Genomic DNA, 21,069 nt, shown 5'->3' with positions numbered 1-21,069 from the left:
GGGCCTGGCCGGTCGCTTCGACAGCGCGGCCCCACCTGCGCAAACAGCCGACTAAAATATACGATAGCGGAATGGCACAGACTGGCCTCGCCGGCAAGCGCTCCTACCACCAGTACTGCGGGCTCGCGTCCGCGCTCGACGTGCTGGGCGAACGCTGGACGCTGCTGATCATCAGGGAGCTGCTGATGGGTCCCCGGCGCTACAGCGAACTGCTCGCGGACCTGCCCGGCATCGGCACGAACCTGCTCGCCGACCGGCTCAAGTTCCTCGTCGACTCGGGCGTGCTGCGGCAGGTCGACGTGCACGGCACCGGCGGCCGGCTCTCCTACGAGCTGACCCCGACCGGGCAGGCGCTGCGGCCGATGGTGCTCGGGCTCGCGCACTGGGGCCTGGAGTTCGTCGGTGACCTGAACGCCGAGGACACGGTCCGCCCGCACTGGGGCTTCCTCGCCGTGGAGGCGATGTTCCAGTGGGACAAGATCTCCCCGATCGACGAGAGCTACCAGTTCCAGGTCGACGACGAGGTCTTCCGCATCGACGTCGCCGGCGGGGTGCCGCGCGTGGCGAAGGGGCCGTCCGACGACCCGGCGATGGTGGCGACCACCGACGCGGCCACGTTCGTGCGCATCGGCGCCGGGCGGGTCACGCCGCTGATGGCGATGGTCGGCGGGCAGCTCAAGCTGGAGGGCGACATCGACGCGGTGCTGCGCTGCTGCGAGCTGCTCGGCCTGGACGCCGGCGCCGCGCCCGCCGCTCAGACGACCTCCGGTCACTGACCCGCGCCAGGGGGTGACGGGACCGGATCACTATATTATTCTGAACTAGCCTCGGCGTTCGTCGGGGCCCGTCGTCGTCCGGCACGCCGCGCCCGTGCGGCACCTCCCGAGCACTGTGGTCCCACGGGGACGACCGGTCCGCCCTCCGTCGCCCGAGCGCCTGACGGCGTCCGTGCGCGTCGCGGGGGCGACCCCGCGCGGCGCGTACGCCGGCACCGACGACCGGCCGTCAAGCGACAGGAGCCGGCATGACGGACACGGTGCGACACGATCCGGAGGCGCTGCCCAGGGCGGTACGGGACGACTTCCCCCTGCTGGCCCGCCGGGCCGGCGACCTCGTCGCCTACCTGGACAACGCCGCCACCACGCAGAAGCCCCGCGTCGTCCTGGACGCGATCACCGACTACTACACCGGGGCGAACAGCAACGTCGGGCGCGGCTACCACCGGCTCGGCCTGGAGTCCACCGAGCGGTACGAGCAGGCCCGCGAGAGCGTCGCGCGGGCGATCGGCGCGGCGCAGCCGGAGGAGGTGCTCTTCACCGCCGGCACCACCGCCGCGGTCAACCTGGTCGCGGACACCGCCGGGCAACAGGTGGCCGGGCCGGGCCGGCGGGTCGTGGTGACCGGCATGGAGCACAACAGCAACCTGCTGCCGTGGCGCCGGCTCTGCGACCGTACGGGCGCCACGCTCACAGTGGTGCCGGCCGGACCGGACGGGCGGGTCGGGGCCGACCGGTTCGCCAGCGCGCTCGGCCCGGACACCGCGCTGGTGGCGGTCACCCACGTCTCGAACGTGCTCGGCACCGTCAACCCGGTACGGGAGATGACCGCCGCCGCCCGCCGGGCCGGCGCGCTGGTGGTGGTCGACGGCGCCCAGGCCGTACCGCACCGGCCGGTCGACGTGCGCGACCTCGACGCCGACTTCTACTGCTTCTCCGGGCACAAGGCGTACGGGCCGATGGGCGTCGGCGTGCTGCACGGCCGCCGGGACCTGCTCGCCGGGCTGCCCCCGTACCAGGTGGGCGGCGGCACCGTGAAGGGCGTCGCGGCCGACCAGCCGGTCCGCTACCTCGACGGGCCGGCCCGGTGGGAGGCCGGCACGCCGCACGTGGCCGGCGCGGTCGGGCTGGCCGCCGCCCTGGACTACCTGCGCGACCTCGGCTGGGACGCGATCCGCCGGCACGACCGGGCGCTGGTCCGGCACGCCGTCGACGTGCTCGCCGCGATCGACCGGGTGCGGGTGGTCGGTGACCCGGCCGCCGACCCCAGCGGCATCGTCTCGTTCGTGGTCGAGGGCATCCACCCGTACGACGTCGGGGCGCACCTGGACCGGCACGGCGTGGCGGTGCGCTGCGGCGTGCACTGCGCCAGCACCTTCCTCGACGAGATGGGCCTGCTCGGCACGGTCCGGCTCTCCTTCGGCGTCTACAACACCACCGCCGAGATCGACCTCGTCGGCGAGTTGCTCGCCGGCGTACGACCGGGTCCCTGGACCACCGACCACCCCGACGTCCGGTTCCTCTGAGCAGCGCCCGGAAGGGAGCGTCATGAGGTTCGACACCCGGCTGGTGCACGTCGGCCAGCGACCAGTGCCCGGCACCGGCGACGTGGTGCCGCCGATCCACCTCGCCACCACCTACGACCGCACCGCCCAGGACCCGCCGCGCTACTTCTACGCCCGGGGCGAGCAGCCCAACCGGGAGGCGCTGGAGGAGTGCCTCGCCGCGCTGGAGGACGCCCGGCACGCGACCGTGTACACCAGCGGGCAGGCCGCCGCCACGACGGCGCTGTCGCTGGTGCCGCCGGGCCGGCTGGTGCTCGCCTCCGACGACGTGTACGGCGGCACCCACCAGCTGCTCGCCGCCGCCGCCGAGCGCGGCGTGACGGTCCGGCCGGTGGACTTCGCCGACCCGGCCGAGCGGGACCGGGCGCTGTCCGAATGCGGTCCCGAGCTGGCCATGGTGTGGCTGGAGACGCCCACCAACCCGCTGCTCAAGGTCGCCGACATCGCCGCGGTGTCCGACCTCGCGCACCGGCACGGCGCCCTGGTGGTGGTGGACAACACGCTGGCCGGGCCGGTGCTGCAACGACCGCTCGCGCACGGCGCGGACATCACGCTCTACAGCACCACCAAGTCCGTCGCCGGTCATCTCGACGTGCTCGGCGGCGCGCTCGTCTACCAGGACGAGGAGCTGCACCGGCGGTTCCTGGCCTACCGCACGGTGGCCGGCAACGCCCCCGGCGGCTTCGACTGCTATCTCACCCACCGCGGCCTGAAGACGCTGTCCCTGCGCACCGCCCGGCAGGTGGAGAACACCCGCGCGGTGGTGGCGGCGCTGCTGGCCGAGCCGAGCGTCGCGACGGTCAGCTATCCGGGCCTGCCCACGCATCCGCAGCACGCGGTGGCGGCCCGGCAGATGACCGCGCCCGGCGCGCTCGCCGCCTTCGAGTACCGCGGCGACCCGGCCAAGCTGCTCGACCGGGTACGCCTGTTCACCGCCGCGGTCAGCCTCGGCGGCGTCCGTTCCCTGATCGAGTGCCCGGCGCTGATGACCCACCGCCCGGTGCCGCCCGAGGTACGCCGGCGTCTCGGGTTGACCGACCGGCTGATCCGGATCTCACCCGGCATCGAGGACCCGGCCGACCTGGTCGAGGACCTGGTCACCGCGCTGCGTGACGGCGCCTGACCCGCTGACCGGCATTACCGCCCCGCGAAGGAGGAGACATGTCCGCATTCACGACCGGCGGCGCCCCGGTGGTGCTCGACGGAGGACTCGCCACCGAGTTGCAGCGCGCCGGGCTGCCGTACCAGCCCCCGTGGTGGGGCACCGCGGCGCTGCTGGCGGACAGCCGGCGGCGCGTGCTGCGCGACGTCCACGAGCGGTTCCTGACCGCCGGGGCGCGGGTGCTCACCGCGAACACGCTGCGCTGCAACCTGCGGGCGCTGCGCCGCGCCGGACTGGAGGACGCCGGCCTCGGCTGGATGGTGCACGCGGCCGTCGGCGTCGCGCTCGCCGCCCGCAACACGGCCGGCGCGCCCGGCACCCGGATCGCCGCGTCGATGGCTCCGGTGGAGGACTGCTACCGGCCGGACCTGGTGCCGGCCGACGACGAGCTGCGTGAGGAGCACCGCTGGCTGGCCGTTGAGCTGGTCCGGGCCGGGGTGGAGCTGGTGCTGGTGGAGACCATGAACACCGCCCGCGAGGCACGCATCGCGGTGGAGCAGGTACGCGAGGTGGGCGCCCGGGCCTGGGCCGCCTTCGTCTGCGACGACCAGGGCCGGCTGCTGTCCGGCGACTCCCTGGTGGACGCCGCCCGCGCGGTGCGCGCCGCCGGGGCCGAGGTGGTGCTTGTCAACTGCACCGCCCCGGAGGCGACCGAGCGGTGCCTGCGGGCGCTGCGCGACGCCGACGACGGCCCGATCGGCGCGTACCCGAACCTGGAGGACCGCCGCGACGGCGCGCCCGGGCCGCGCCCGCTGCTCGACCCCGCCGAGTTCGGCGACCTGGTCGCCGGCTGGGCGGTGGAGTACCGGCTCGCCGTGGCCGGCGGGTGCTGCGGCGCGTCGCCCGCGCACATCGCCGCGCTGACGGCCCGGCTGAACGCCCCGGTGGCGGCCGTCGACTGACGCCGCCCGCAGGTCCGCCGGCCCGGCGCGGGCCGGGTCAGCCAACGAAGGGAGAACGAGACGGTGAGCGGCTCGACGATCGCACCGCCCGTCGAGGTGGTGCGCAGCCTGCCCGGCCCGGCCGGCTACATGTGCGGCCTGACCTGGGACGGCACCTGGCTCTGGCACTCCGACCAGGACGCCGCGCGGATCTTCGCGATCGACCCGGCGGACGGCGCGGTACGCCGGTCCTTCGCGTACCCGGACGTGCGGGCCGACCTGGGATACGCGGACGGAAAACTGTGCCAGATCGGCGGCCGGCCGAAGCGGATCCTGCTGATCGACCCGGCCACCGGCCAGACCGTCGGGTCGAAGCCGGTACGGCCCTCCAACGGCCGGGTCACCGGCATGGAGACCGGGCCCGAGGGCGTGTGGCTCTGCCTGCGCGCGCCCGCGGTGATCCAGCTACGGGACTTCGAGACCATGACGGTGCAGCGGGAGCACCCGGTCGTGGGGTCGCCCTCGGGCCTCACGTACGCCGAGGGTCACGTGCTCTACGCCGAGTTCGAGGACGGCCTGCTGCACGCGGTCGACGCGGAGTCGGGCCGGCTGGTCGCCACGGTGCGGCTGCCGGGGCATCCGACCGGGCTGGCCTGGGACGGCGAGCTGGTCTGGTACTGCGACTTCGCCGACCGGCGGTTCAAGGCGGTCCGGCTGCCGGACGTGCTCGGCGGCTGACCGGCCCGGTGGGGGCGGCGGCCCGGCCGCCCCCACCCGCCCGGCGTCAGGGCACCCGGTCGCGCGCGTCGAACTGCTCCTGCCGGCGGTCGCGCTCACCGCCGGCGCCGACGGACGGCGGCCGGCAGCGGCCGGCGCAGCCGCACGAGCAGCCGGAGGCAGCCGGCTCCGTCCGCTGAGGATCTTCGGTGTCCGGCCAACCGCCGGTGTGGCACGCGATCATCGCTTCTCCCTGCTCTGCGGTGGGACGCGCCGGAGAGCCCGGCGCGGTCGGACGGGGCGGGCAGCGGGACGACTATTTACTTGAGAATCATATGGTAAATTCGCTGGCGGGTGCCAGCTCCTGACAGGAGGGACGCCATGCGCGTCAGCGTGACCGACGACCCCGCGACCACGACGGCCTCCCGCACCGGCGGGCCGCCCGCACCGGCCGACCCGCTGCGCGCCGCCTCCTTCGCGGAGCTGCGGTCGCTGTTCGCGATGGAGCCCGACGCGGTCCACCTCAACACCGGCACCATCGGCGTGATGCCGTACGAGGTGCTGGACGTCAACGACCGGGTGACCCGGGAGTGGAACGGCGGACTGCGCAACGTCTACCCGCCCGGCATGTACCCCGAGCACCGCGCCGCCATCGGCCGGGCGTTCGGCGTCGACCAGGACGAGATGGTGATCTGCCACAACGCCACCGAGGGGGTGGCCCGCGTCATCAACGGGCTCGACCTGCACGAGGGCGACGAGGTCATCACCACCAGCCACGAGTGCTACTCGGTGCTGTCCAACTTCAACCTGCTGCGCAACCGGCACCGGATCACGCTCACCGTGCTGACCCCGCCGGTCGGGCCGGACGTCACCGCCGAGGAGATCGTCGACATGTTCGCCCGGGCGATCACGCCGCGGACGAAGGTGCTGGCGTTCGCCGCCGTCACGCTGTTCACCGGCACCCGGATGCCGGTGCGCCAGCTCTGCGACCTGGCCCAGCAACACGGCCTGACCACAGTGGTCGACGGCGCGCTGCTGCCCGGCCTGTTCGACACCGACCTGCGCGCGCTCGGACCCGACTTCGTCACCTGCTCCGGCTCGAAGTTCCAGTGCGGGCCGCTCGGCACCGGGCTGCTCTACGTCCGCAACAAGGTCCACCCCGAGCACAACCCGCTGCCGCTGCCGACGTTCTGGCCGGTCATCTCCACCTGGTACCCGATGATGGGCGCCCCGCCACCGCGTACCACCACCCGGGTGGAGAGCTACAACATGGGCGACTACCTGCAGAGCGCCGGCAGTGCCAGCATCGCCCGGGGCGCCGCCCTGGCGAAGGCGTGCGAGCTGTGGGACCGCATCGGCCGGGACCGGATCGAGCGGCACGCGGTGGCGCTCGGCGCGCACACCCGCGCCCGGATCGTCGAGCGGTTCGGCGTCGAGTCGCTGTACTCACCGCTCACCGACGACCGGCTGACCGCGCCGCTGGTGGCGTTCAACCCGTTCCCCGACCGGGCCGACGGCTGGAACATCACCAAATTCGCCCGCCTCGTCGACGAGCTGGAGAGCCGGCACCGGATCTGGACCCGGTGGACCGAGTTCGACGTCGCCGGCTCACCGCACCAGCACTACGCCGCCCGGATCTGCACCCACCTCTACAACACCGCCGAGGAGGTCGACCTCGCCGTCGACGCCATCGCCGACCTCGTCCGGGAGCTGTCATGACCGTCGCCCCGTACCGGCCGGAGCCGGCCACCGCGCGGCGGCGCGGCGGCGTGCTGCGGGTGGTCGCGCCCACCGACGCCGCACCGCTGGACCCCAGCTGCGCCCCCGCGTCGGCGGCCCCGTTCGTCCGGCTGCACACCCGGCAACTCGTCACCTGGCAGACCGCCCGGGACGTCCGCGACTGGCAGGCCGTCACGCCGGTGCCCGACCTCGCCCTGGAGGTCCCCTCCACCTGGAACGCCGGGCTCGGCGCCAGCCACCGCAGCTACGTGTTCCACATGCGCCCCGGCGTCCGCTGGGACACCCCCGACCGGCGTCCGGTCACCGCGCACGACGTGGTCCGCGGCTTCAAACGGATGTGCAACCCGGTCCGGCCCTCACCGTCGCTCGCGTACTTCGCGAGCACCGTGCGCGGCCTCGCCGACTTCGCCACCGCCTGGGCGGCGGAGGCCACCCACCGGGCCGGGGACGCGGCGACGCTGGCCGCGTACCAGAACGCGCACGAGATCCCCGGCGTCTTCGCGCTCGACGACGAGACGCTCGTCATCGAGCTGGCCCGGCCGGCGCTGGACTTCGTGCACATGCTCGCGCTGCCCGCGGCGTCGGCGGTGCCCGTCGAGCACGACGCGTTCGTCCCCGGCAGCCCCGAGGCCGCCGCCCACCTGCGCGCCAACGGGCCGTACCGGGTGCGGCGGCACCGGCCCGGCGAATGGGTCGAACTGGTCCGCAACCCGGCCTGGGAGCCCGCCGCCGACCCGTACCGGCGGGCCGAGGCCGACCGGGTGGAGCTGCGCCTGAGCGACGGCGCCGGCCGCGCCGACGCGGAGCCCACCGACGCGCCGGCCGAGGTGCCGGTCGCGCCCGCAGTCGGCGGGCTGCCGGCCGCCGAGCCGGTCGACGGCGACGGCGCGCTCGGCTGGGCGCTCGACCCGTACCTCCTGCTCAACCTGCGCGACCCGGTCTGGGCCGACCCCCGGGTACGGCAGGCCGTGGCGCTCGCCGTGGACAAGGCCGCGGTGGCCGACCTGTACCGGCGGCACCGCCCCGGCGTGCCGGTACGGGTCGCGGGCTCGCTGATCCCGCCGGGCAACGCCGGGCACGACACGGCCGATCCGTACCCCACCGGTGATCCGGCGCGGGCCCGTGAACTGCTCGCCTCGGCGGGCCACGCCGACGGCACGCCGCTGGTCCTGATCCACCCGCACTCCGGCCTCGGGCCCGAGGTGGCGCACGCCTGCGCGAGCGACCTCACCCGGGCCGGCCTGCCGACCCGGGCGGTCGGGCTCGCCGACGCCGCGTACACCGAGGCGCTGCGCGCCCCCGCCACCGCTGGCGGCTGGCAGCTCGCGGTGGCGGCGCGCGTACCCGACTGGCTGGAGCACAACGGGCGGGTCTTCGCGCAGGCGATGCTCCAGGCGACCCCGGTGCCCGGCGGCGCCAACCACGGCGGCTACGCCGCACCCGAGGTGGACGCGCTGATCGAGAGGGCGCTCGACGCGCCGGAGCCGTGGCGGGCCGACGCCGCCTGGCGGGCCGCCGCGGAGCGCGCGGTCGCCGACGTGGCGGTGGTGCCGATCCTGCACCGGGCGCCGGTGGCTGCGCCGAGGCGACCGGACCGGGTCGACGGGATCGCGCCGCTGCCCCCGCAGGGGTACGCGGTGGACCTGACCGCCGCACGCCCGGGGGTGGACGAGTGAACCCGCTGGTCCGCGACTACCTGCTGCTCGGCCTGCGCCTCGGCCGGCTGGTCGACGGGCTCGTCGACTGCTACTACGGTGACCCGGCGCTGCGCGACCAGGTCGCCGCCGAACCGCCGCCCGACCCCCGCGAGCTGTCCCGCCAGGCCGGCCGGACGCGCGCCGCCCTCGACGACAGCGACCTCGAACCGGCCCGCCGCCGGTACCTCACCGCCCAGCTCGCCGCGCTGCGCGCGGTCGCCGACCGGCTCGCCGGCACGCCGATGTCGTTCCGGGACGAGGTGCGCGCCTGTTACGACGTCGACGTGACCCGCACCCCGCCGGAGCGGTACGCGGCGGTGCACGACGAGATCGACGCGCTGCTGCCCGGGCCGGGACCGCTCGTGGACCGGGTGGAGGAGTTCTACCGGCGCAACACCGTCCCGCCGGAACGGCTGCACCGCTGCGTGCAGGCGGTCTCCGACGCGCTGCGCGAGCGGACCCGGGACCGGTTCGGCCTGCCCGGGACCGAGCGTGTCGAGTACACGGTGGTCCGGGACGCGCCGTGGAACGCGTACAACAGCTACCTGGGCGGCTTCCGCTCCGCCGTGGCGCTGAACGCGGCGAGCGGCCGGTCGGTGGCCGCGCTGCCGATCATCGTGGCGCACGAGTCGTACCCCGGCCACCACACCGAGCACTGCCTGAAGGAGGCCGGCCTGGTCCGCGACGGCGGCCAGGACGAGCACACCATCGCCCTGGTCGACACACCCCGGTGCCTGGTCACCGAGGGCCTGGCCGAGGCGGCGGTCGACGCGGTGCTCGGCCCCGGCTGGGGCGAGTGGACCGCCGGCATCCTGGCCGGGGAGGGCGTCCACGTCGAGGGCGAGCGGGTCGAGCGGATGCGCGGCCTGATCGTGCGCCTGCTGCCGGCCCGCATCGACGCCGCCCTGCTCCTGCACGACGAGGGCGGCGACCGGGCGGAGGCACTTGCCTACCTGCGGCGGTGGATGCTGCTGCCACCCGACCGGGCCGAGCAGATGGTCACGTTCGCCGCCGACCCGCTGTGGCGCGCGTACTCCGTCACCTACTCCGAGGGCGGCCGGCTGGTCGACGCCTGGCTGGCCGCCCGCGAGCCGGACACCAGCCTCGCCGACCGCTTCGACACGCTGCTGCGGGAGCCGCTGCTGCCGTCGCAGCTGCGCGCCGACGTGGCGGGGACCGCAGAGACAACGAAAGGTGTGTGCCGATGAACGGCGGCCAGCCCCGGTACGGGGGAATCCTGCGCCTCTACGGGCCCGGCAGCATGGACCATCTCGATCCGGCCTGCGCCTACTACATGCTCGGCGGGCAGATCATCCGGCTCTTCGCCCGCCAGCTGTTCACCTACCGGCCGGTCGCCGACCTGCGCGACCCGTCGGCCGTCACGCCCGTGCCCGACGTGGCCGAGGCGGTGCCGACAGTGGACAACGGCGGCATCAGCGCCGACCACACCCGCTACACGATCCGGCTGCGCCCCGGCGTGTACTGGGACACCGACCCGCCCCGCGAGGTGACCGCCGGGGACTTCGTGCGCGGCTTCAAGCGGATGGCCAACCCGGTGTTGCAGGCCGGCGGGATCGGCTACTTCACCAGCACCATCAGGGGGATGGCCGAGTACTGCGACGCGTACGCCGCCGCGATCACCTCGGCCGAGCCGGCCGCCGCCGAGCTGGCCGCGTTCCAGAACAACCACGAGATCGCCGGCGTCCGCGCCGTCGACGACCGGACGATCGTCTTCGACCTGATCCGCCCGGCGGTGGACTTCCTGCACATCCTGGCGCTGCAGTGCGCCTCCGCCGCCCCGGTCGAGTACGACGAGGTGCTGCCCGACAGCGCGGAGTTCCGGCGGCGGGTGCGCTCCAACGGGCCGTACCGGATCACCCACTACGCCCACGGCGAGTCGGTGCGGCTGGACCGCAACCCGGTGTGGCGCAAGGCGTCCGACCCCGTGCGCCAGCAGTACCTGGACGGGGTCGAGGTGACCATGGAGATCGCCAGCCCGCAGCAGGTGGGGGAGGTGATCGACAGTGGCCGCGCCGACCTGTCCTGGGCGTCACCGATCACCGAGCCGTACGACGTGGCGCCCACCGACCCGGGCAACGACCTCGGCTACGCGCTCAACCCGTACCTGGTGTTCAACCTGCTCAGCCCGAACGCCGACCGGGCGATGAGCAAGCTCAAGGTGCGCCAGGCCATCGCGTACGCGATAAACAAGGCGGCGATCGCCGAGATCTACCACGGCCTGGAGGCCGGGACGGTGATGTTGTCCGGGCACACGGCGATCCCGCCCGGCAACGACGGGCACGTCGACTTCAACCTGTACCCGACACCGGGGGACCGGGGCGACCCGGAGCGCTGCCGGGCGCTGCTGGCCGAGGCGGGCTACCCGGACGGGCTCACCCTCACCGCCGTGCACCGGGACGTGGACGCCAACCCGGAGGTGGCCCGCTCCTACGCCGCCGACCTGGAGAAGGGCGGCATCAGCGTCCGTCTGGTCTCGCTCGGCCACGCCGAGTACTACCAGTTCCTGCGCGACCCGGCCAACGCCCGCGCCGGCGCCTGGGACATCTCCGCCCCGTCCTGGACGCCCGACTGGTTCGGCCCGAACGGGCGCACCTACGTCCAGCCGATGTTCCAGACCAACACGTCCCGCGGCACCAGCAACTACGGCGGTTACAGCAACCCGGAGGTCGACCGGCTGATCGAGGAGGCGCTCGGCGCCACCGACCGGGCCCGCGCCACCGAACTGTGGCACCAGGTCGACCTGTGCGTCATGCGGGACGCCGCGATCGTGCCGATCCTCGTGCACGCCCCGACCATCCCGCACCGCAAGGGCCGGCGGGTCCGCAACGCGATCGCCATGCCCACGGTGGACCGCTGGTTCGACCTGTCCAACCTCTGGCTGGAGGAGTCCGCATGACCACGGCAGACGCATCGACGGACCTCGGACTGATCCCCGGCGCGGACGGCCCGCGCCGCGGCGGCACGCTCACCCTGGTCGGCGCAGGCGACGTCGACCACCTCGACCCGGCGCTGGCGTACCACACGGTCACCCGGGGGATCGTCCGCGCGTACACCCGGCAGCTGGTCACCTACCCGTCGACCCGCGACCACCGGCGGGCCGGGGACCTGGTGCCGGACCTGGCGGTGGCGGCGGACGGGCCGTACGACGCCGAGGGCCGCCGCTACCGGTTCACGCTGCGCGACGGGCTGCGCTGGGACCTGCCCAACGGACCCCGGCCGTTGACCGCCGCCGACGTGGTACGCGGCATCAAGCGGCTGGCCCACCCGATGGCGCCCAGCCCTGGCCTGCCCTACTACCTGAGCACCGTCGAAGGGCTCGCCGAGTTCCGCGACGACCTGCTCACCCTGCCCCGCGACCTCAACGTGGTGGCGCCCTACCTGGAGGCCGCCGAGGTGCCCGGGCTGCGGGTGCTCGACGACCGGACGGTGGAGCTGACCACCCGCCGCCCCACCTCCGACTTCCTCAACCTCCTGGCGTTGCCGTTCGCCTCCCCGGCGCCGGAGGAGTACCTCTGGTTCGTGCCCGGCAGCCCCGAGCTGGACCAGCGACTCGGCTCGATCGGGCCGTACCGGATCACCGCCTACGAGCCGGACCGGCTGATCACGCTGGAGCGCAGCCGCACCTGGGACCCGGCCACCGACCCGGTCCGTGCCGCCCACGTGGACCGCATCGAGGTGCGGCAGGGGCTGGACGAGAAGACCTGCCACGACATGGTGATCCTCGGTGACGCCGACATGTTGTGGGACATCCAGCCGCTGACCGAGCGGCTGCCGGAGATGTTCGCCGCCGGGGACCCCCGGCTGGAGGTCTGCCCGGCCGGTCTGTTCAGCCCGTACCTGGTGATCAACGTGCTCAGCCCGAACGAGGGCGGTGCGCTGGGCCGCCGGGAGGTCCGGGAGGCGTTGCAGTACGCGATCGACAAGACCGCCGTGGCCGAGGTCTGGGGCGGGCGTCGCCTCAACGACATCGCCGAGCAGATCCTGCCGCCGCTGTGCCGCGCGCACCGGCCGTTCGCGCCGTACGCGGCGAACGACGGCGCCGGCGACCCGGAGCTGGCCCGCCGGCTGCTCGCCGACGCCGGCTACCCCGACGGGCTCACGTTGAAGCTGGTCTACCGGGACCGGGACATCCACCCGGAGACCGCGCGGGTGGTCCGGTCCGCCGCCGCCCGGGCCGGCATCACCCTCGACCTCGTCCCGGCCGGCATCACCGAGCTGTTCGGCACATACCTGGGCCGGGCCGACGGCGCCCGCGAGGGCCGCTGGGACGTGGCGCTGTCCGGCTGGGAGCCGGACTGGCACGGCAACAACGCCCGCGTCTATCTCCAGGCCCTCTTCGACAGCTCCGGCGTCTCCGGCAACGACGACTGGGGGTCGAACTTCGGCCACTACCACAACGAGGTCGTCAACGAGCACATCGACGCGGCGCTGAGCTGCGCCGACGAGAGGGCCGCGAACGAGCACTGGCGGGCCGCCGAGCGGGAGGTGCTGCGCGACTGCGCGGTGGTGCCGATCCTCTTCGCCCACCAGTACTGGCTGCGCGGGCACCGGGTGCGCAACTGGCTGCCGTACCCGGTGCTCAACGGCGACCTGACCAACCTGTGGCTGGGGGAGGACTGACGCCCGGGCCGATGAGCGGCGACGACCACCGACTCACCGTACGTCTCGGCGAGCTGGCCCAGGCCCACGCCGACCGGGCGGCGGCGCGCGCGGGCGTGCCCGCCGTCCGGCTGGAGCGGCTGGCCGCCGAGCCGCTGCGCCTGGACGAGGACTTCTGCCGGGAGGTGGCCGACCGCTACGACGCCGCGCCGATGGTCACCGCCGGCACGGCCCGCGGGTACGCCCGGCTGGCCGCGGAGAACCTGCGGCAGTTCCGGCTGATCGGCGAGGCGGGCATCCGGGTGCTGCCGTGGACCGGGCCGGGGCAGCCGTACCGGGACTCGCGGGACCTGGTCGCGCGGGTCCGCGCCACCGGCCTGCTGCACGTCTTCCTCACCCGCCACGGGCACGGACCGGCCGGCGCGGACGGCGACCATCCGCTGCGCGCCCCCGCCGGAGTCCGGGCCGGCGGGGAGGAACTGCTGCACAACGACATCTTCCGGGCGGTGCACGACGTCTTCGGACACGTCCTGTTCGGCAACACGTTCGGGCCGCGCGGCGAGTTCCGGGCCACCCGCTGCCACCTCGCGATGTACCCGCCCGACCTGCACCCGCTGGTCTTCGCCGAGCTGGTCGGCCAGCTCTGCTGGTTCTTCCACGGGCCGCACCTGCGCCGCCCGGACGGGACGCTGCCCCGGCGCGGCGAGCCCGGGTACGTGCCGCCGCCACGGCGTCCGTACCCGCCGCAGAAACAGCTCGTGTACGACCGGCGCACCCTGGACCGGTTCGCCGCGCTGTTCACGTCGCCGGGCTGACCGCCGACATCAGGAAGTCGGGCACCCGCAGCGGCGGCATCACCATCCGGGTGAAGTAGTCGCCCCACTCCCGGGGCAGCGCCGGCACCGGCCGCCCGGACTCGGTGGCCCGGGCCAGCAGCGACAGCGGGCTCTCGTTGAACCGGAAGTTGTGCACAGTGCCGACGATCTCGCCGTCCTCGACCAGCCGCACGCCGTCGCGGGTGAGGCCGGTCAGCAGCAGCGACGCCGGGTCGACGTCGCGCAGGTACCACAGCGAGGTGAGCAGCAGGCCGCGCCGGGTGGAGCGCACCATCTCGGGCAGCGTCGGCGCGTCCGGCCCGCCCTCCAGCACCAGGTTGTCCACCATCGGGGTGAGCGGCGCGCCGGTCTGCTCGGCGGTGTGCCGGGTCTGCACGAGCGCGGTCAGCACACCCTCGTCGATCCAGCGGGTCGGCCGCAGCGGCAGCCCGTTGTCGACCACTGCGGTCAGGTCGTCGGTGCCCCGGCTGACCGTGAACGGGGCGCAGGGCAGCAGCGGATGGTCCGGGTCGCTGCGCAGCGTCAGCGGCAACGCGGTGAGGCGCTCGCCGAGCGGCAGCCGGCCGTCCGGGCGGCTGAACGCGGTACGCCCGTCCAGCGCGCCGCGCGCCCCGGCGGCCAGGTAGAGGTGGAGCATCAGGTCGGCCACGCAGTTCGGGGTGAGCAGCACCTCGTACCGTCCCGGCGGCAGCTCGACCCGGCGGCCGGGCCGCGCCAGCGTGGCGGACAGCTCGGCGGCGAGCGCCGGCACGTCCAGTCCGGTCAGGTCGGGCGCCGTCACACCGGCCCACGCCGAGTCGTCGCCGTCGCGCACGCTCAGGTCGAACAGGCCGGTGGACTGCGCGTGCCGCAGGCGGGCGCCGGTCGACGCGGCGAGGTAGGTGGTGACCACCCGGTGCTCGGTGTAGCCGTAGAGCCGCCGCTGCCCGGCCGCCGCGAACGCGTCGGCCAGGCCGGGCAGCACGTCTCCGAACGCGTCGACCGAGGTGCCGCCGGGCGGTTCCGCCCAGGACGGCGTCCGCCACGGCTCGGGCAGCCGCGCCGCGTCGGCGGCGGGCGGCGCGTCGCGGGCGGCCCGCTCGGCCGCGCGGACCAGGCCGGGCAGCGCGTCGCCGAGCGCGCCGCCGTGCCCGACCAGCCCCACGTGTACGCCGGCCGCGCCGTCGCGTACCGCCACCGCTGTCACCCGGCGGGACCGGACGCTGCCGTTCGTGGTCAGCGCGTCGCCCGCCCAGCGCAGGTGCGCGGCGGCCGTCTCGTCCGCGATCAGCAGCAGCTCGTCGGCGTCACGCCGGTGCCGCAGCGCCGCTTCCAGGGCGTCCTGGATCCCGCTCACCCGTCCCGCCCTCCGGTGTCGACGACGTCGATGCCACGGAACACCGCGGACGGGCAGCCGTGGCTGGCCGCTGCCGCCTGCACCGGCTGACCCTTGCCGCACATGTCGGCGCCGGAGAGCAGCCACGTGCCCTCCCCGCCCAGCCCGCACAGCGCGGACCAGAACGCGGTGGTCTCCGCCTGGTACGCGGCGCCGGACACCTGCCCGGCCAGCCGCCCGTTGCGGATGCGGTGCCAGCGCTGGGCGGTGAACTGGAACTGCCGCCGCCGCATGTCGATCGACCAGCTGTCCGAGCCGGCCAGGTAGAAGCCGTCCGTCACGCCCGCGATCAGGGCCGCGGTGTCCGGCCCGTCCACCGCCGGGCGCAGCGACACGTTCGGCATCCGGGCCATCGGCGTGTGCCGGTACGACTCGGCGTACGCGCAGCCGGCGGAGCGCGGCAGGCCGGCCCGCGCGGCCGAGGCCCGGTCGTGCTGGAACCCGACGAGCACACCCGCCTCGATCAGCGGCCAGGACTGCGCGGCCACCCCCTCGTCGTCGAACCCGACCGTGGCCAGCCCGTGCGGGGCCGACCGGTCGGCGTCCACGCTCATCAGCGCCGAGCCGTACCGGAGCCGCCCGGCGGCGTCGGGCGTGGCGAAGGTGCCGCCCGCGTACGACATCTCGTGGCCCAGGGCCCGGTCGTACTCGGTGGCGTGCCCGACCGACTCGTGGATGGTGAGCCAGAGCTGCGACGGGTCGATCACCAGGTCGTACCGGCCCGGCCGCACCGCCGGCGCCTGCGTCTTCTCGGCCAGCAGCGCCGGCAGTTCGGCCAGCTCGCCGGCCCAGTCCCAGCCCTCGCCGTGCAGGTACTCCCAGCCGCGGGCCACCGGCGGGCCGACGGTGCGCAGCGTCTGGACGCCGCCGTCGCGCGGGCGCCGGCCCACCGCCAGCACCTGCGGGTGCACCCGGACGCGCTGCTGGGTGACGCGGGTGCCGTCCAGGTCGGCGTAGTACGTGTTCTCCTGGGCGGCGGTGGCGCGGGCCAGCACGTGCGCCACCGACTCGTGTGCCTGCAGCCCGGCGCACCAGTGGCTCAGCAGCTCCACCCGTTCGCTCTCCGGCACCTCGAACGGGTTGATCCGGTACGGCGAGCGCCAGGTCGCCGCCGGGTACGCGGGCTCGGGCGCGAGCGCGACGGGCGCGCCGCCGACGTCGGCGCAGGCCCGGGCCAGCGCCAGCGCGTCGTCGCAGGCGCGTACCGCCGCCTCCGGCGTCAGCTCGGGCGTGGCGGCGAAGCCCCACGCGCCCCGGTGCAGCACCCGTACCGCCAGGCCGGTCTCGGTCTCCTCCTCGCTCGCCCGCAGCGCCCCGTCGTGTACGACGGTGCGCCCGGAGCGGACCCGCTGCACCCGCAGCGCGGCGTATCGCGCGCCCCGCTGCCGGGCCCGGGACAGGGCGGCGTCGGCGAGGCGGGCCAGCGGAAGAGCGAGGAAGGAGTCGTCGATCTCGTCGGGCACACGCGCCTCCGGTCGCCGGGGTGCCGCCGTCCGCGCCGGTGGCGCGGCGGCCCGGGGGTTGCGGTGAGGAGACTAGTGCCGCGTGCCGCCCCGGCACAGGGCCCGCGTGGCGGCCGGGCGGCCGACCAGCGCCGTCGCCGCGCAACAGAGCAATCGGGAAGAAGACTGCTGCCGCGCCGGGGCGCGCTTGAATTGATTGGCGTCGCTCAATAGATTGAGGGCGGGCGCCGCCGAGGTCCGCACGACCGGGCCGCCGGCGGCTGACAGGTTTGTCCCGAGCCGGGCACGTCGGTCGTACGCACCGACTTCTCACAGTGGCGCATCGACGCGCCGCCACCCGAGCGCGTCGCCGCGCCGCCGTCCGTCCGGACGCGCGTCGTCGCGTCGCGCCGCCCGACGCAGAAGGACTTCCCATGACGATTCTCCGTACCCGTTCCGGCCCGGCCCTGGCGGCGGTGACCGCGCTGGCCGCCGTCGTGGCCGCCACCGCGACGGCCCTGCTCGCCGGCCCGGCCACGGCGGCGCAGGGCTGCCGGGTCGACTACACACCCAACCAGTGGCCCGGCGGGTTCACCGCGAGCGTCAAGGTCTCACCCGGCGACACCGCCGTCTCCGGGTGGACGGTCACCTGGACGTACGCCGGCGACGAGCGCGTCACGAACGGCTGGAACGCCACCGTCAGCCAGTCCGGCGCGACGGTCACCGCCCGCAACATGTCGTACAACGGCGGCATCCCGGCGGGCGGTTCCACCGAGTTCGGCGTGCAGGGCACGTTCAGCGCCGCCGGCGGCGCGCCGGGCGGGTTCACGCTCAACGGCGTGCCGTGCAACGGCGCCGCGCCGTCGCCGACAGTGGTGCCCACCACGGCGGTTCCGACCACCGCCCCGCCGACGACCGCCCCACCCACCACGGCCCCGCCGACCACCGCGCCCCCGACCACCGCTCCGCCCACGACGGCGCCGCCCACCAGCGCGCCGCCGACCACCCCGCCGCCGAGCGGATGCGCCGGGGCGGTGCTCTGCGACGGCTTCGAGAACCAGACCGGCTCGACGCCGTCCGGCGACTGGAGCGTGGTGAGCCCGGACTGCTCCGGCGCCGGCACGGCCACGGTGGACACCACCACCACGCACAGCGGCAGCCGCGCGATCCGGATCAACGGCGCCGCCGGCTACTGCAACCACGTGTTCGTGCGGACCACGAAGAACCTCAGCGCCCTGGGCAGCGTCAGGTACGCCCGGATCTGGGTGCGGCACACCACCGCCCAGCCCACCGACCACACCACGATGATCACCATGTCCGACGCCGCCGACGGCAACCGCGACCTGCGGCTGGGCGGCCAGAACGGCGCCCTGCAGTGGAACCGCGCCTCCGACGACGCCACGCTGCCCGAGCAGAGCCCGGCCGGGGTGGCGCAGAGCGTGCCGCTGCCCACCAACCGCTGGGCCTGCCTGGAGTTCATGGTGGACGGCTCGGCCGGTCAGCTCCGCACCTGGCTGGACGGCGTCGCAGTCACCGGGCTGACCGCCGACGGCGTACCGACGCACGACATCGACGGCCAGTGGTACAACCGCACCTGGCGACCGCAGCTCACCGACCTGAAGCTGGGCTGGGAGAGCTACGGCGGCGGAGCCGACACCCTCTGGTACGACGACGTGGCGATGGGCGCCACCCGCATCGGCTGCTGACGGTCCGCCGGGGCGGCCGGGTCAGCGCTCGGCGGTCATGCGCTGGGTGCCGATCACGGAGAGCAGTCGCAGCGCCTCCTCCGAGGGCGAGCCGGGCGTGGCGGTGTAGATGACCACCTGCTGGTCGCGGTCGGTGATGTCGAGGACATCGCAGTTCACAGTCACCGGCCCGACCAGCGGGTGCCGGAACGTCTTGCACAGCGTCCGCGCGCCGCCGACGTCGTGGGAGGCCCACAGGCGGGCGAACTCCGCGCTGCCGGCGAGCAGGTCCGCTATCAGCGCGGCCATCTCCGGGTCGTCCGGATAGCGGGCCGCGGCGGCGCGCAGCCGCCCGACCGAGTGGCGGGCGAACTCGCTCGCGTCCGACACGCCGTACATCAGGTGCGGGCCGAGGAACGCCCGACGGACCAGGTTGCGATCCCGCCGGGACACCGCGGAGAAGTCCTCCATGAGCGCCGCCGCGAGGTCGTTCCAGGCGATCACCTCGAACGTCGCCGAGGTCACGAACGCCGCCGCCTGCGGCAGCCGGTGCAGCAGGTCCAGCACGCTCTGCCGTACCTCCCGGGGTGGCCCGGGCGGCGGCGCGGGCGGCTCCCCGGCCAGGTGGTGGAGGTGGTCGCGTTCGGCGTCGGACAGCCGCAGCGCGCGGGCCAGCCCGGCCAGCACCTCCCGCGACGGACGCGGAGCCCGGCCCTGCTCCAGCCGGGTGTAGTACTCGGTCGAGATGAACGCCAGCCGCGCCGCCTCCTCGCGGCGCAGCCCCGGGGTGCGGCGACGCCGCCCGGCGGGCAGGCCCACGTCGGCCGGGGCGATCCGCTCCCGCCTGCTGCGCAGGAACACTGCCAGCTCACGTCGGTCCACGACCCCAGTGTGCCCGTGCACGGCGGCTGGTAGCCAGGTACCGCCGGTGCCTGGATGGGCTCCGCGCCCGGCCGCAGGCTTGCCGCATGGACACCACACGAACCACTGAGGGCCTGCTCGCAGACAAGGTCGCGTTCATCACCGGCGCCGGGCGGGGCATCGGCGCCGCGGCGGCCCGGCTGTTCGCCGCCGAGGGCGCCCGGGTGCTGCTCGCCGCCCGGACCGAGGAACAGTTGAAGGCGGTCACCGAACAGGTCCGGGCCGCCGGCGGCACCGCCGAGTACGTCGTCTGCGACCTGGCCGACGCGGCGAGCGTGCGCGCCGCCGTGGACCGCGTCGTCGAGGTGTACGGCCGCCTCGACGTCGCCTTCAACAACGGCGCGACGATCGTGCCGCCCGGACCGATGGACCGGGTGCGCGAAGAGGACTTCGACCACCTCTACACCGTCAACCTCAAGGGACCGTGGCTCGCCATGGTCGCCGAGGTCGCCGCGATCCGGGCCACCGCCGGCACCGGCGCGATCGTGAACAACTCCAGCGTCGGCAGCCTGATGGGCAACCCCGCGCTGCCCGCGTACGGCGCGATGAAGCGCGCGGTGAACAGCCTCACCGAATCCGCGGCGATCACCTACGGCCCGGAGGGCATCCGGGTCAACGCGATCGCCCCGGGCAGCACGCTCACCGAGATGATGCGCGCCTGGGACGCGGAGTCACCCGGGATCATCGAGCGGCTCGCCGCCGCCAGCCCGTTGCGCCGGGCCGCCGAACCCGACGAGATCGCCCAGGCCGCCGCGTGGCTGCTCAGCGACCGCGCCTCCTTCGTCACCGGTACGGTGCTGCGGGTCGACGGCGGCGCGCGGGCCTGACCGGCTCAGACGGTGGCGTCCTGGACCGGCCGGGGCGCGACCGTGCCGTCCGTGACCGGCTTGAAGCCCTTGACGACCAGGTAGACGCCGAGCGAGAACTCCCACACCGCGATGGGCAGCGCGGCGACCGCCGCCACCGGGGACAGCCGGTCCCAGGCGCCGAACAGCGTGCCCAGATCGGAGGCGACGAGCAGCGGCGCCCCGGCGAGCCCGAGCACCGGCAGGATGCGCGGCACCAGGCGGGACTGGTAGAGCAGGGAGCCCAGCAGCAGGGCGTTCACGGCCGGGAGGAGCGCCTGGCTGAGCAGGAACACCGAGTCGTAGAAGGCGACGAGTGTCCGGCCGGTGACCAGCGCGTCCGGTTCGGCGCCGGCCCGCCGCAGGGCGACCAGGGTCAGGATGCTCGCGACGCCGATGAAGATGCCGGCGGCCTCCAGCACGCGGGCGGCGACGAAGCCCAGCGCACGCGCCTCACCCTGCCGCTTGAGCACCGGGTGCAGCGCGATCGCGGTGCCGATGCAGGCGAGGGCGACGATCACCTCCAGGACGCCGCCGACGACGACCGGGGTGTCCGGCGTGCCGCCGAGGATGTAGTCCGCCTCGCGTATCGGGGCGTACAGCGTGAGGGTCGGGATCGAGACGAAGGTGAGCAGGTAGAACCCGCCCGCGACCAGCGACGTCTTGCGCAGTGAGTCCATCGGGGCTGCCCTCCGCCGCTCGGCCGGTGGTCGTTCCCTCACTCTGCGGCGGATCGGCGCGGCGGCGAATCGGCCGCTCGGTCAGACTCCTCGCGCGATGCGCACGGGCCACCGGTAACGGATACCG

Annotated in this window: 17 protein-coding genes; 13 read left to right on the top strand and 4 right to left on the bottom strand. The window is 74.7% G+C overall.

Features of this window, described 5'->3' with window-relative positions:
• Nucleotides 1–71: 71 nt before the first annotated feature.
• From HA073_RS26780 to HA073_RS26730, 11 genes are all read left to right on the top strand, one after another.
• Nucleotides 72–776, top strand: a complete 705-nt coding sequence (locus tag HA073_RS26780) for a crotonobetainyl-CoA--carnitine CoA-transferase (RefSeq protein WP_043325247.1) — start codon at nt 72–74, stop codon at nt 774–776.
• A gap of 248 nt (nt 777–1,024) precedes the next feature.
• Nucleotides 1,025–2,302: an aminotransferase class V-fold PLP-dependent enzyme gene (locus HA073_RS26775; RefSeq protein WP_166457564.1), complete on the top strand. Its 1,278-nt coding sequence runs from the start codon at nt 1,025–1,027 to the stop codon at nt 2,300–2,302.
• Between the two features lie 22 nt (nt 2,303–2,324).
• A complete protein-coding gene (locus HA073_RS26770) occupies nt 2,325–3,464 on the top strand; it encodes a PLP-dependent aspartate aminotransferase family protein (RefSeq protein WP_064447382.1) in 1,140 nt (379 codons plus the stop codon).
• Nucleotides 3,465–3,502: 38 nt separating this feature from the next.
• Nucleotides 3,503–4,405 (top strand): homocysteine S-methyltransferase family protein, encoded by a 903-nt coding sequence (locus tag HA073_RS26765; protein ID WP_166457563.1) that lies wholly within the window; start codon nt 3,503–3,505, stop codon nt 4,403–4,405.
• A gap of 63 nt (nt 4,406–4,468) precedes the next feature.
• Nucleotides 4,469–5,122, top strand: coding sequence for a hypothetical protein (locus HA073_RS26760; RefSeq protein WP_030499579.1), 654 nt, complete (start codon nt 4,469–4,471; stop codon nt 5,120–5,122).
• Nucleotides 5,123–5,482: 360 nt separating this feature from the next.
• Complete coding sequence (locus HA073_RS26755) at nt 5,483–6,820, top strand: aminotransferase class V-fold PLP-dependent enzyme (protein ID WP_064447385.1); 1,338 nt, start codon at nt 5,483–5,485, stop codon at nt 6,818–6,820.
• Nucleotides 6,817–8,517 (top strand): ABC transporter substrate-binding protein, encoded by a 1,701-nt coding sequence (locus HA073_RS26750; protein WP_166457562.1) that lies wholly within the window; start codon nt 6,817–6,819, stop codon nt 8,515–8,517. Before HA073_RS26755 ends, HA073_RS26750 begins: the two co-directional genes overlap by 4 nt.
• Nucleotides 8,514–9,746 (top strand): DUF885 domain-containing protein, encoded by a 1,233-nt coding sequence (locus tag HA073_RS26745; protein WP_166457561.1) that lies wholly within the window; start codon nt 8,514–8,516, stop codon nt 9,744–9,746. Before HA073_RS26750 ends, HA073_RS26745 begins: the two co-directional genes overlap by 4 nt.
• On the top strand, nt 9,743–11,455 hold the full coding sequence (locus tag HA073_RS26740) for an ABC transporter substrate-binding protein (protein WP_166457560.1): 1,713 nt from the start codon (nt 9,743–9,745) through the stop codon (nt 11,453–11,455). Before HA073_RS26745 ends, HA073_RS26740 begins: the two co-directional genes overlap by 4 nt.
• Nucleotides 11,452–13,179, top strand: a complete 1,728-nt coding sequence (locus HA073_RS26735) for an ABC transporter substrate-binding protein (protein ID WP_113973290.1) — start codon at nt 11,452–11,454, stop codon at nt 13,177–13,179. Before HA073_RS26740 ends, HA073_RS26735 begins: the two co-directional genes overlap by 4 nt.
• An 11-nt stretch (nt 13,180–13,190) precedes the next feature.
• A complete protein-coding gene (locus HA073_RS26730; RefSeq protein ID WP_166457559.1) occupies nt 13,191–13,973 on the top strand; it encodes a hypothetical protein in 783 nt (260 codons plus the stop codon).
• On the opposite strand, the gene HA073_RS26725 is transcribed toward HA073_RS26730, so the two are convergent.
• Entirely contained in the window at nt 13,957–15,330 is a 1,374-nt protein-coding gene (locus tag HA073_RS26725) for a metallopeptidase TldD-related protein (RefSeq protein ID WP_166457558.1), read from the bottom strand. The two genes, HA073_RS26730 and HA073_RS26725, sit on opposite strands and share 17 nt — an antisense overlap.
• Nucleotides 15,327–16,832 carry a TldD/PmbA family protein gene (locus tag HA073_RS26720; RefSeq protein WP_166457557.1) on the bottom strand — a complete coding sequence of 502 codons (1,506 nt, stop codon included), beginning with the start codon at nt 16,830–16,832 and terminating at the stop codon, nt 15,327–15,329. The genes HA073_RS26725 and HA073_RS26720 overlap by 4 nt, the downstream gene beginning before the upstream one ends.
• A gap of 413 nt (nt 16,833–17,245) precedes the next feature.
• On the opposite strand from HA073_RS26720, the gene HA073_RS26715 reads away from it, so the two are divergent.
• Nucleotides 17,246–18,517, top strand: coding sequence for a cellulose-binding domain-containing protein (locus HA073_RS26715; RefSeq protein WP_166457556.1), 1,272 nt, complete (start codon nt 17,246–17,248; stop codon nt 18,515–18,517).
• A 21-nt stretch (nt 18,518–18,538) separates the two neighbouring features.
• Here HA073_RS26715 and HA073_RS26710 read toward each other — a convergent pair whose 3' ends face one another.
• Nucleotides 18,539–19,378, bottom strand: a complete 840-nt coding sequence (locus HA073_RS26710; RefSeq protein WP_064447392.1) for a helix-turn-helix transcriptional regulator — start codon at nt 19,376–19,378, stop codon at nt 18,539–18,541.
• 86 nt (nt 19,379–19,464) lie between these two features.
• Between HA073_RS26710 and HA073_RS26705 the strand changes: the two genes are divergently transcribed.
• Nucleotides 19,465–20,244 carry an SDR family NAD(P)-dependent oxidoreductase gene (locus HA073_RS26705; RefSeq protein WP_104115323.1) on the top strand — a complete coding sequence of 260 codons (780 nt, stop codon included), beginning with the start codon at nt 19,465–19,467 and terminating at the stop codon, nt 20,242–20,244.
• Between the two features lie 5 nt (nt 20,245–20,249).
• Here the strand turns inward: HA073_RS26705 and HA073_RS26700 are convergent, their stop codons facing one another.
• Nucleotides 20,250–20,942, bottom strand: coding sequence for a DUF4386 domain-containing protein (locus HA073_RS26700; RefSeq protein WP_069090016.1), 693 nt, complete (start codon nt 20,940–20,942; stop codon nt 20,250–20,252).
• Nucleotides 20,943–21,069: the final 127 nt, after the last annotated feature.

The sequence above is a fragment of the Micromonospora sp. CMU55-4 genome, from assembly GCF_011602315.1.
GTDB lineage: Bacteria > Actinomycetota > Actinomycetes > Mycobacteriales > Micromonosporaceae > Micromonospora > Micromonospora chalcea.
This window is presented reverse-complemented; position numbering and strand designations above follow the sequence as displayed.

Coding starts and splice junctions, on each gene's coding strand:
- HA073_RS26740 (WP_166457560.1), top strand. CDS start 9,743: ATGAACGGCGGCCAGCCCCGGTACGGGGGAATCCTGCGCCTCTACGGG.
- HA073_RS26700 (WP_069090016.1), bottom strand. CDS start 20,942: ATGGACTCACTGCGCAAGACGTCGCTGGTCGCGGGCGGGTTCTACCTG.
- HA073_RS26730 (WP_166457559.1), top strand. CDS start 13,191: ATGAGCGGCGACGACCACCGACTCACCGTACGTCTCGGCGAGCTGGCC.
- HA073_RS26750 (WP_166457562.1), top strand. CDS start 6,817: ATGACCGTCGCCCCGTACCGGCCGGAGCCGGCCACCGCGCGGCGGCGC.
- HA073_RS26770 (WP_064447382.1), top strand. CDS start 2,325: ATGAGGTTCGACACCCGGCTGGTGCACGTCGGCCAGCGACCAGTGCCC.
- HA073_RS26755 (WP_064447385.1), top strand. CDS start 5,483: ATGCGCGTCAGCGTGACCGACGACCCCGCGACCACGACGGCCTCCCGC.
- HA073_RS26705 (WP_104115323.1), top strand. CDS start 19,465: ATGGACACCACACGAACCACTGAGGGCCTGCTCGCAGACAAGGTCGCG.
- HA073_RS26765 (WP_166457563.1), top strand. CDS start 3,503: ATGTCCGCATTCACGACCGGCGGCGCCCCGGTGGTGCTCGACGGAGGA.
- HA073_RS26775 (WP_166457564.1), top strand. CDS start 1,025: ATGACGGACACGGTGCGACACGATCCGGAGGCGCTGCCCAGGGCGGTA.
- HA073_RS26715 (WP_166457556.1), top strand. CDS start 17,246: ATGACGATTCTCCGTACCCGTTCCGGCCCGGCCCTGGCGGCGGTGACC.
- HA073_RS26735 (WP_113973290.1), top strand. CDS start 11,452: ATGACCACGGCAGACGCATCGACGGACCTCGGACTGATCCCCGGCGCG.
- HA073_RS26780 (WP_043325247.1), top strand. CDS start 72: ATGGCACAGACTGGCCTCGCCGGCAAGCGCTCCTACCACCAGTACTGC.